General features: G+C 47.3%; 8 protein-coding genes. 2 read left to right on the top strand and 6 right to left on the bottom strand.

What is annotated here, in order from left to right:
• Positions 1-309 precede the first annotated feature (309 nt).
• Both ACEW9J_RS24435 and ACEW9J_RS24430 read right to left on the bottom strand, forming a co-directional pair.
• The gene (locus ACEW9J_RS24435; protein WP_373547673.1) at positions 310-1,491 is read right to left on the bottom strand and encodes a citrate synthase; all 1,182 of its coding nucleotides are present in this window, start codon (positions 1,489-1,491) and stop codon (positions 310-312) included.
• Between the two features lie 170 nt (positions 1,492-1,661).
• Positions 1,662-2,987 (bottom strand): four-carbon acid sugar kinase family protein, encoded by a 1,326-nt coding sequence (locus tag ACEW9J_RS24430; protein WP_373547672.1) that lies wholly within the window; start codon positions 2,985-2,987, stop codon positions 1,662-1,664.
• A 132-nt stretch (positions 2,988-3,119) separates the two neighbouring features.
• Here ACEW9J_RS24430 and ACEW9J_RS24425 point away from each other — a divergent pair, with 132 nt between their 5' ends.
• Complete coding sequence (locus ACEW9J_RS24425) at positions 3,120-4,073, top strand: Rieske 2Fe-2S domain-containing protein (protein ID WP_373547671.1); 954 nt, start codon at positions 3,120-3,122, stop codon at positions 4,071-4,073.
• Between the two features lie 261 nt (positions 4,074-4,334).
• On the top strand, positions 4,335-4,466 hold the full coding sequence (locus tag ACEW9J_RS24420) for a hypothetical protein (RefSeq protein WP_373547670.1): 132 nt from the start codon (positions 4,335-4,337) through the stop codon (positions 4,464-4,466).
• 86 nt (positions 4,467-4,552) lie between these two features.
• On the opposite strand, the gene ACEW9J_RS24415 is transcribed toward ACEW9J_RS24420, so the two are convergent.
• From ACEW9J_RS24415 to ACEW9J_RS24400, 4 genes are all read right to left on the bottom strand, one after another.
• A complete protein-coding gene (locus ACEW9J_RS24415; protein WP_373547669.1) occupies positions 4,553-5,368 on the bottom strand; it encodes an ABC transporter ATP-binding protein in 816 nt (271 codons plus the stop codon).
• Between the two features lie 43 nt (positions 5,369-5,411).
• Entirely contained in the window at positions 5,412-6,806 is a 1,395-nt protein-coding gene (locus ACEW9J_RS24410) for a CmpA/NrtA family ABC transporter substrate-binding protein (protein ID WP_373547674.1), read from the bottom strand.
• Positions 6,807-6,999: 193 nt separating this feature from the next.
• Positions 7,000-7,827, bottom strand: coding sequence for a nitrate ABC transporter permease (ntrB, locus tag ACEW9J_RS24405; protein ID WP_373547668.1), 828 nt, complete (start codon positions 7,825-7,827; stop codon positions 7,000-7,002).
• Positions 7,828-8,160: 333 nt separating this feature from the next.
• Positions 8,161-10,638, bottom strand: coding sequence for a phosphoketolase (locus tag ACEW9J_RS24400; RefSeq protein ID WP_373547667.1), 2,478 nt, complete (start codon positions 10,636-10,638; stop codon positions 8,161-8,163).
• Between the last annotated feature and the right edge of the window lie 191 nt (positions 10,639-10,829).

The raw sequence follows: 10,829 nt of genomic DNA, 5'->3' as shown, positions 1-10,829 counted from the left end.
TACCCTTTTTGAGGGTGAAAATTCATGCAAAATGGCGATGTCCCTGTGAGCGCAAATCCTTGTTGAGCATGGGATTTGCGCTCACAGGGACACCAAAAAATGTATGAACGAAAAATGCGGAAATGCCAACAAAGTCAACAGCCTAGGTACTGCCCACCAGCTAGATCTCAGGCATAATCTATCCGTTCGCGGAGCGTACCGTATGTAATCGATAATTGTGCCTACCTAAAGCCTAGAGCCTAAAGCCTAAATCCTAAAGCCTAAATCCTAAAGCCTAAATCCTAAAGCCTAAATCCTAAAGCCTAAAGCCTAAACCCGATCTTCGATCGAGACATAAGCCTGTTGATGCAAGCCCGTATAAATTTGAGTAGGACGGAAGATCCGATTTTCCTGGAGTTGTTCGTTCCAATGCGCCAACCAGCCAGCTACTCGGGCAATAGCAAATACAGGCGTAAATAAATCGGCAGGGATGCCCATTTTGCGGTAAACCAAGCCTGAATAATAATCAACATTAGGATAAATGCCCCGCGCTCCCAAATATTCTTCTAGTACTCGCTCTAACTCTAAAGCCACATCATAGTAAGGATCGTCACCAAATTTGTCGAATAGTTGTTCGGCTAATTCTTGCAGAATAATCGCACGGGGATCTTTGACGCCTTTGTAAACACGATGTCCGAATCCCATAAATTTGTACTTGGGATCTGACTCTAAGCACTGCTCGACATAAGGACGCACGTTAGCTACAGTACCGATTTTTTGCAACATCGTGATGACTTCCTCATTTGCCCCACCATGTAAGGGTCCAGCGAGGGTGCCTACGGATGAAGCAATCACCGTGTAGGGATCTGCCAGGGTAGAAGCTGTTACTCGTGCAGAAAAGGTCGAAGCATTCATCGTATGCTCGGCATGGAGGATCAGACAGACATCCATGACTTTGGCGACGATCGGATCGGGTTCTTTTTCTGTCAACATATAGAGAAAGTTGGCAGCATAATCTAGATCGTCGCGCGGTAAAACGGCATCATTACCTTTTCGCATCAGTTGAAATGCTGCTACCATCGTCGGAATTTTGGCGAGCAGTCTAATTACGGCTTGACGCACATAGTCAGGATTGGGCACGGTATGGCGCGAATAAAATAATCCCAAGGCGGCGGCGGAGGCTTGGAGTGCATCCATGGGATGTCCGGTTTCGGGAAAACACTTCATCATGTCTTTGATCCGATATTTGATCCGCCGATGAGAATAAATATCGGCAGAAAACTCTGTGAGTTCGGATTGAGTTGGCAATCTTCCCCAAATTAATAAGAAAGCTGTTTCGACAAAGTTACTATGCTCGGCGAGTAATTGGATGGGAATACTTCGGTATTCTAAAACACCTTCTTGGTCGCCTCGATCTGTTGTTTGGATGCCAACATAACTGATGCTCGATTTAGCAGCAGGAACGCCTTCTAATCCAGGTCTGTATTCAGGTTTGCGATCTCCTTCTGTCATAACAATTATGAATTAGCTAGTATGACTAATAATACCTTGCTAGGGGATGGTGGATGGTGAATGGTGGATGGTGAATGGTGAATGGTGGATGGTGGATGGTGGATGGTGAATGGTGGATGGTGGATGGTGGATGGTGCGTTACGCTATCGCTAACGCACCCTACAGCAAATCTACTCTTTACCCGCTAATCGCAAATAAGCAGTTGCTAGGGCATCGGCATCACCGACATTTCCAGGGAATAAGACAACGGGGAGATTGGGGAATTGGGGATGTGTGGCGGGAGTAACGATCGCCGAACAGCCAGGGAGGATCTGTCCCAGCAATCTGGCTACAGGTAGGGCTAAACCTTTGCTGAGGGTATCGTTGGAGGTAATTCCACCTTTACTAATCAAAAAGCCAATATCGTCAGGTAGAGCGCGAATAATGTCCATCAGTAGCGCGGATACGGCTTCGCCAAATTGAAGTCGGGTTTGAATACTATTGAATGTGAGTTCTTCACGGCTAGTGTAGATTGCTGGGGTATCTCCAGCAGCATGGATGCTATTAATTCGATCGAGTGTAGCTGCCAACAATCCTGCTCTAATCGTCTCATTGTCATCGACTAATTGAGACACATCGATTTCGACACCAACAATCCCAGGTGCTTCTAACAGTCGCTCTAATTGTTCGGTGGTTTTTTTGACATGGGAACCAACAATAATCGCCCCTGGTTTACCATCGCGGACATATTTGGACATCTCAGTTGCGGGGGTGGGTTGAGATCCCAAATTAGCTAGAGAGGTGAGGATACTAGCACCGCTGCGGAACAGAAATTTTTTCCCTTGGCTGACAGCCACCAGAATATCGGCAGCAAATTTGTCAAAATCCGATTGCTGTACGCCATCGACCACACAACAGCGATTTCGTTCTAGTTGGAGCAGTCGCTCTAGACTACCACTACGAACTTCCGCGAGCAAAAATTGTACCACGCGATCGGCTGGAATTTGACCGTGAGTTTTTTCGGCGACATAATCGGGTAGATAACTATGACTAAAAGCAAACACCGAATCACGCGCAAATTCAGTTTTGTGGACTGGTGTTTCTACACCGTCTACGACTAGATAGTGAATACTATCGCGAGTAATCCTACCCCCTTCAAAAAAGGCTGGCATCAAGAAATGAGCATCAAAGCCACCTAATTCAGCCGCAATAACGTCAGTCTCGATCGGGTAATGTCCGCGTAGGGTAGAATCCGATCGACTGACGATCGTGAAGTCGGTAATATTTACTTCGGCTAAGGCAACTTTCAAATTGCGGCAAACTTCCTGCGTCACTGCGGCGGCTTGACTGGGTGTGAGCGCGCGAGTATTGGTTAAGATAAAGAAAATGGGTACAGCATCAGTCAACCCTATTTTCAATGTCTCCACATCCCACTGTGTGAGCAGTAGACAACTATGAACTGTCTGCGATCCAGTTGGATCGTCATCGAGGACAATAATTTTAGATCGATCTGTCATAGCTGCTGATTGAGTGAGTTTGTCTGTGTCATCAATAATACCCAACTTGTTTACCAATCCACTCGATCGTTAAATTAGCGATCGGGGATGAGAAATTAATCTAGTTCGAGCGAACAAATTGAATCCGCTAATATGTTGAAAAATTTATGGTATGCCGTCGAGTTTAGTAGCGCGATTGCCACCAGCCCGAAATTATTAAAAATTCTCAACCGAGACTTAGTATTATATCGCACTGCTGACGGTCAAATTCAGGCAATGAATAATACCTGTGTCCATCGTGGTGCGGCACTGGCAAATGGTTGGATCGATCGAGACTGTATCGTCTGTCCCTATCATGGCTGGCAATATCAACCGGATGGTACTTGTGTCAAAATTCCGGCAAATTTGCCGACAGCCACAATCCCCAAACAAGCTAAAATGGCTACCTATCCAGTCCAGGAAAAGTATGGTTGGATTTGGCTATTCCTGGGCGATGGAGATGCGCCAGAGCTAAGATCTATTCCCAACTTCCCGCAGGTGGAATCGAGTAACCTACGATCGATCCAAGGTGAATTTCACTGGGATGCAAATTACGAGCGGGTACTCGAAAATGGGTTAGATTTTGCCCATGCACCCTTTGTACATGCCGGAGCTTTTGGTAATCCCGATGCACCAGAAATTGCAGAGTTGTCGATCGAAAATTATGATGGGGGTGCTAGTGCCACAGTACATCTAGCCGCAACACCGCCCAAGGGTTTGTGGAAGTTATTAGTCAGAGGCGAACGCACACCAATTAAAACCCGCACGGGGTTTTTCTTACCCAATCTGACATTTTTGGAAGTTTATCTGCCATTTGGACAGTTAACAATTTGGACGGCTCATGTGCCGATCGATCTGCATACAACTGTGAGTAAATGGATTAACTATCGTACCTTCTTTACAGGTAAATGGGCAGATAAAGACGCTCGCAATCGGACGATGAAAATCTTCGAGCAAGACAAACTAATTGTTGAATCCCAACGTCCTCAAATCATCCCCAGCGATCTAAAAGCCGAACTTTATGTTCCCGCAGATGCCCTTCAGTTGCAGTATCGAAAGCTACGCTAGTGAATGGTGAATGGTGAATGGTGGATGGTGGATGGTAAACGTCTATCGATCGGGGTAGGAAGGGATTGTGTAAGTAAATCATCGGTTTCGATCGCCATAAGGTGTAGCTCGATACTTTTTCTGGACAACGGTGTATCCTTTTCTATTGAAACTTATATTTTAGTGACATAGGTTACAGTTCTATTCAATCTCCGTGGCATAATTAAGATATGAACCATAAAACTTAGCCAAGAATAGCTAGCCCAAGGAGGATATGTGAATATGATTGAAAAAATTATTTTAGCGATCGCCATCACATTTTCACTAGCTTGGAGCATCGAAGTCAAACCACCACAAAGAGAAGTTGCGATCGAAGTTAATACTCCTATAGAAATAGCAGCGAATGTCAGATAGCAGTAATTGTTATGGTATAGACCGATTGACATTTCTTTGAGCTGAAGTTCTCGATTGATGGTAAAGGATTCAACCACGAAATGCCCTTATTGATATCGCTCTAGAAAATCCAAAGCCTGATTGCGGAGTTCATAATATTCTTTAGATTCTCGCAGTTCATGGCGATCTCGCGGACGGGGCAAAGGAATGTCTAGAATTTGACCGATCGTGGCACCTGGGCCATTGGTCATCATCACCACCCGATCGGACATGAAGATGGCTTCATCTACATCATGGGTAATCATCATCACTGCTTGGGGATGCTGTCCCCAAATTTCGAGGACATCCTGTTGTAATTTTGGGCGAGTCAAGGCATCCAGTGCCCCAAAGGGTTCATCCAGCAGCAGCATCTTCGGACGGGTGGCTAGGGCACGCGCTACCCCCACCCGTTGCTTCATGCCGCCCGAAAGTTCGTCGGGATATTTGTCGGCAGCAGCCGTTAGCTTCACCATGTCGATGTGCTCATTCACGATCGAAATCTTATCGGCTCGACTGGCAGTTTTGTACACTTCATCCACTGCCATGCGGATGTTTTCGCGGACGGTTAGCCAAGGCAAAAGGGCATAGCCTTGAAATACCATCATCCGCTCCGCTCCAGGTTTGCGAATTGCTTTACCTTCGAGCGTGACCAAACCCGATGTAGCTTTCTCTAACCCTGCGACAATCCGCATGAGGGTTGATTTGCCACAACCGGAGTGACCGATGACCGAGACATATTCTTGTGAACCGATCGTCATGTCAATGCCATCGAGCACCACAAACGGACTGCCATCTGGTTTTGGATATGCTTTCACTACATGTTCGATCGTCAGAAAAGACTCAGTGTTGGCTGGATAAAAGCTATTGGGATCGAATGATTGCATTGAGGAGACGATCGACGTTGTATAAGGTTAAAGATTGAGCGATTTAGGCAAAGAAAAAGGATTGGGGAGCGTTGGCACGAATTTCAAAGCTGTTGAGATAGCCAACCGGATCGTTCGGATCGAAGGATTTGCCATCGATAAAAGCAGTACTCGGCTCGATTTTATAATCCTCGGCCGGACATTGAATACCCATCTCAGCGGCAATTTCTCGATACAAGTCCGTTCTCCAGGCTTGACGGGCGATTTCGTCGGCGTTTTTGGGGAATTCGGCGATCTGGCCCCAGCGGGCTGCCTGAGTCATCAGCCAGAGGCTTTGTGACTGCCACAGGAAGGTGGAGTGGTCGTGGGGAATCGTCGCACTGGGCAGATCGAAGAATAAAGTTGTCTCTGCGCTGTTGGTAATGCGGCGTTGGTTGTCAAATCCGCCGTAGTTGAAGTTTCCCACAATTCCAGGTCGAGTATATTTAATATTTGCGCCAGTAAAAGAGCGTTGGGAAATAATGTTGGCGACTTCTTCACGATTGGCAGGATTGCCGCAATATTGGCAGGCTTCGATTATAGCTTTGACTAGCGATCGATAAGTCTTTGGATAGTCCTCAATGAAGGATTCTCGCACGGCGAGGACGCGATCGGGGTGTCCCTGCCAAATTTCTCGCCCCTGAATAAAGGTAAAGCCAATCCCTTCATTCCCCGAAATGGCGCGGGTATTCCAAGGTTCGGCAACCATATAGGCTTGCATCGCGCCAATCCGCGTATTACTGACCATTTGCGGCGGTGGCGTAATAATCAGCCGCAGTTGCTTTAAAGGGTCGATGCCTACTGCCGCAACCAAGTAGCGGACAAAGTATTCGTAGATCGAAGAACTCAGCACTACCGCCCAAACGCGCTCGTCGATGGGCGACTTTTCCCAAAAGTTCCGCAAATCGCGACCGAACGCATCCAGATCGCCGCCATAGGTATGCCAGGGTCTGACCCCGCCCTCCCAGAGTTGACGACTCATCGTCAGAGCATTGCCGTGACGGTGAATCGTCATGGCAGCGCACAACGGAAAGCGTCGTGCCCCTTCTGCCCCCGTGCGGGCATTGGTGACAGCACCAGATACAACGGGAGAAGCATCCAATCGCCCAAAAATAATCCCATCGCGGGAATTGCCCCAACTGGCTTCCCGACTGAGGGTGACATTCAATCCATATTTACGGAAGAAGCCTTTTTCCCAAGCGACAGCGAACGGAGCGCAATCATTGACAGGCACATAGCCCACCGTCAGGTTGGGCTTCTCTAGGCTGGCAGGGTCGATAATTGGCTGCACAGCGAGGGCTGCTGCTGGCAACCCCACTGGATTGCGCGAGAGTTGTTGACTACAACTAGAAAATGCGATCGCTGAAGTAGTAGCACCCATCGCTTGGAGCAAAGCTCGCCTCGTCCACAGTGTATTCATCAGTAGACCTCCTGCGAAAGTAGAAACATCATCTTTTTCAGTATTGTTTTCGTCTGCTTGGGTATGGGTCATGGACGGTTCTTGGAGGTTCCCTCCAAGGGAAACCCTGTTCCCTCCCCAACTCCGCTATTATTTCCCCTAAAGCCTAAAACTTAGAGCCTGACTTTCGCAGAAAGTCTATTGTCTCCAAAGTTTAAGAGCGTGTAGGACGGCGGGTGATGAGCGTTTGCAAGGTGGCAAGAGCGTAATCCAAAATTAGCCCCGTTAACCCGATTACAAATATCGCTAAAAATACCGCACTCACATTCAAGCGGTTCCACTCATCCCAGACAAAAAAGCCAATCCCAACGCCCCCAGTGAGCATTTCCACGGCCACAATTACCAACCAAGCAATTCCCATACTAATGCGTAATCCGGTGAAAATGTAGGGCAAACTGGCAGGTAGGATCACTTTGGTGAGTTGTTTCCAGCGGGGCATTTCTAAGACCTGTGCCACCTCTAAATACTCTTTGGGAACATTACGGACACCTTCGGCTGTATTGATGATGGTAGACCAAAGCGAAGTAATAAAAATCACGAAAATTGCTGAAGGCTCCGCCGCATTAAAAATCGCTAAGGCGATCGGCAACCACACCAGGGGAGAAACGGGCTTAAAGACTTGAATCAGGGGATTTAGGGCTAACCAGGCATAACGCGATAATCCAATCCACACCCCAACCGGAATGGCAACTACAGCCCCCAGTAAAAACCCAATACAAACTCGGCGCAAACTAGCCAACAGCAGCCATCCCAGCCCAATATCTCCAGGGCCGCGATAAGCGAACGGATGCAAAATAAAATCTAAATTCTTGAGGAGTGCCTCTGGCGGCGTGGGCATCATTTCCTGCCGAAAAAGAGCGATCAGCCACCACACCGCGATCGCACCGACAAACCCAGCTATGGGCAGTAGGATATTTGCTCTAAATAACCCTCGAACATACTTCACGATGGAAGCGGTACTAACAACCAGACGTATTAACATCACGAGTGGCAGCACCTTGTTTCAAAATGGCTTGTTTTTGGTTTCCCCGCTTTTCTTCTCACCTAGCAATAAACACACATTGGGAGACGAAAATTAAGCTGACTTGCTCAGATATGAATAAGCTATCACTAACTTTCTAGACCTGTCAACACCTAAATTGTCGGTGCCCAAATCTATGCACTTTTTTTTGAGCCATCCGCTCAAACCTGCAAGGGCAAATGCACTCGCGCCTTAACTTGTCACAAATGGGGTTTCCCGCCCATACAACTGTGACAAGACAAGACATTGCCCCTACTCAAGGTTGAAACAACGGTAGATCGGAGATTGCTGATATTACTCCAGCGTTTTCCACCGCCAATTAGTTACTTCGGGTAAGTCGATGCCATTAGTGTAGGCGTATTGACGACATTGAATTTGACGATTCTTGAGTTGTTCTTTGGTATGTGCCCCCGCGACGCGTAATCTTGCCACGCGATCGATCGCATCCATTGCGATCGTAAATCGATCGATTTGATTATTCATTGCCAACTCTAGCGGCGTATTAATATTCCCTTTTTCCTTATATCCCCGCACATGAAGATTACTATGATTTTTGCGGCGATAAGTCAAACGGTGAATCAGCCAGGGATAGCCGTGAAAATTGAAAATAATCGGTTTGTCAGTGGTAAATAAACCATCAAAATCTCGATCGCTCAAACCATTACAATATTCGCTCGGTTGTTGAAGAGCAAGTAGATCCACGACATTGATAAACCGAATCTTGAGATCGGGGAACTCTGCATGTAAAATCGTCGTAGCTGCCAAAGCTTCTTGAGTCGGAATATCTCCCGCACAAGCAATAACCACATCTGGCTCGACACCGCGATCTGTACTCGCCCATTCCCAGATCCCGATGCCCTTAGTACAATGATCGATCGCGGCATCCATCGTCAAGTATTGGAGATGGGCTTGCTTATCAGAAACAATCGTATTAATCTGATTAGTACTCTTGAAACAGGTATTGGCGATCGCCAGTAAGCAATTGACATCAGGTGGTAAAAAAATCCGCACCACCTCCGCGCTCTTATTGGCAACCACATCCAGAAAGCCCGGATCTTGATGGCTAAAACCATTGTGATCCTGTCGCCATACCGTCGAAGTAATCAATAAATTGAGCGAAGAAACATCCGCCCGCCACGGCAATTTACGGGAAATTTCCAACCATTTGGCGTGTTGATTGAACATCGAATCGATAATGTGAACGAATGCCTCATAAGTAGAGAACAAACCGTGTCTGCCCGTCAACAGATAGCCCTCGATCCAGCCCTCTAGAGTGTGTTCGCTCAACATTTCCATCACCCGACCATCTGGAGCCAATTCCGCCCCGTCAGCGTCTTCTGGCAGGTACTCACCCCACCACACCTTTTTGGTCGCTTCATAGACCATTTGGAGCTGATTGGAAGCCGTCTCATCCGGCCCAAATAGCCGAAAATTGTGGGGATTGGCTGTGATGATATCCCGCATAAATACACCCAAGGGATAAGTATTGGAGACTTCGATCTGTCCAGGTACCGATACATCTACCCCATAATGACGGAAATCGGGAAGCCGTAGCACCTTCCGAATTAACCCGCCGTTGGCATGGGGATTGCTACCCATCCGTTTGATGCCTTGAGGAGCTAGAGAGCGAAATTCCGATCGCAAGGTACCATTTTCATCGAATAACTCCTCTGGATGGTAGCTATGCAGCCATTCAGATAGCATTTGCAGTTGTTCGGGACGCTGTTTGACTTCCTTGAGCGGGACTTGATGCGATCGCCAAGAACCCTCTAATTTGTGCCCATCGAGTTCCTGCGGACACGTCCAGCCTTTAGGAGAGCGGAGGACGATCGCTGGATACATTGGGCGAGTGGTATCGTTATCACTGCGGGCGCGAGATTGGATAGTTTTAATTTGTTCGATACATCGATCGAGTGTCGCTGCCATCGCTTGGTGCATCAGTTCGGGATCTTCCCCCTCCACAAAGTAGGGAGTATAACCATAACCACGCAATAGGTTCTCCAACTCCTCATGACTGATGCGGGCTAAAACAGTCGGATTATTGATTTTGTAACCATTGAGATGCAGAATCGGCAATACTGCACCATCTCGACGCGGATCGAGGAATTTATTTGAATGCCAAGCAGTAGCCAACGGGCCAGTTTCGGCTTCGCCATCACCGACAACCACCACACTAATCAAGTCAGGATTATCAAATACCGAGCCGTAAGCATGGGAAATACAATAACCGAGTTCTCCCCCCTCATTGATCGAACCAGGGGTTTCGGGGGTACAGTGGCTGCCAATCCCACCTGGAAAAGAAAACTGCCTGAAAAAAGCCAGCATTCCCGCCGTGTCTTCAGTTTTATCGGTATATATCTCCGAATAACTGCCTTCTAGATAGACAGGAGCAAGGACTCCAGGCGCACCATGTCCGGGACCAGTAATGTAAATCGCATTGAGGTCGAATTTATTGATAATCCGGTTGACATGGGTATAGATGAAGCTCAATCCAGGGCTGGTGCCCCAGTGTCCCAACAATCGATTTTTGATATGCTCGGCTTGTAGAGGTTCGCGCAGGAGGGGATTGTCACGGAGATAGATCATCCCCGCCGCGAGGTAGTTGCAAGCACGCCAAAAACCGTGGAGTTGGTGTAATTCTGAAGGAGCAAGCGTAGGTGATAAAGCTGTAGAATCTGAGTGCAGATTGGGATTTGTAGTTGAGATACTAGTTATCACAATAATATTCTGATTTATCATTCCAACCATACCCATAATTAGGACTTGCGGCATACTGCCTTTAGGGAGATATAGCGATCGGTCAAAGGAGAGATAGAAATAAATATTAGACCCATCCGGAAATTTAGATCCTATACTCCACATGGGTTTCGATCGCTTCATACTTCCTCACGTATTTGTTGTATTTCATTGCTCGGATTGGGATCTTAGCTAATTACTATTAAAAACTAGCCAATTAGTTGGCT

The organism is Chamaesiphon sp. (genome assembly GCF_041737865.1).
In the GTDB taxonomy this organism is placed as follows: Bacteria; Cyanobacteriota; Cyanobacteriia; order Cyanobacteriales; family Chamaesiphonaceae; genus Chamaesiphon.
This window is presented reverse-complemented; position numbering and strand designations above follow the sequence as displayed.

What these genes read in the sequence shown, in the direction of transcription:
- ntrB (WP_373547668.1), bottom strand. Translation starts at nt 7,827, where the DNA reads ATGTTAATACGTCTGGTTGTTAGTACCGCTTCCATCGTGAAGTATGTT.
- ACEW9J_RS24430 (WP_373547672.1), bottom strand. Translation starts at nt 2,987, where the DNA reads ATGACAGATCGATCTAAAATTATTGTCCTCGATGACGATCCAACTGGA.
- ACEW9J_RS24410 (WP_373547674.1), bottom strand. Translation starts at nt 6,806, where the DNA reads ATGAATACACTGTGGACGAGGCGAGCTTTGCTCCAAGCGATGGGTGCT.
- ACEW9J_RS24415 (WP_373547669.1), bottom strand. Translation starts at nt 5,368, where the DNA reads ATGCAATCATTCGATCCCAATAGCTTTTATCCAGCCAACACTGAGTCT.
- ACEW9J_RS24420 (WP_373547670.1), top strand. Translation starts at nt 4,335, where the DNA reads ATGATTGAAAAAATTATTTTAGCGATCGCCATCACATTTTCACTAGCT.
- ACEW9J_RS24425 (WP_373547671.1), top strand. Translation starts at nt 3,120, where the DNA reads ATGTTGAAAAATTTATGGTATGCCGTCGAGTTTAGTAGCGCGATTGCC.
- ACEW9J_RS24400 (WP_373547667.1), bottom strand. Translation starts at nt 10,638, where the DNA reads ATGCCGCAAGTCCTAATTATGGGTATGGTTGGAATGATAAATCAGAAT.
- ACEW9J_RS24435 (WP_373547673.1), bottom strand. Translation starts at nt 1,491, where the DNA reads ATGACAGAAGGAGATCGCAAACCTGAATACAGACCTGGATTAGAAGGC.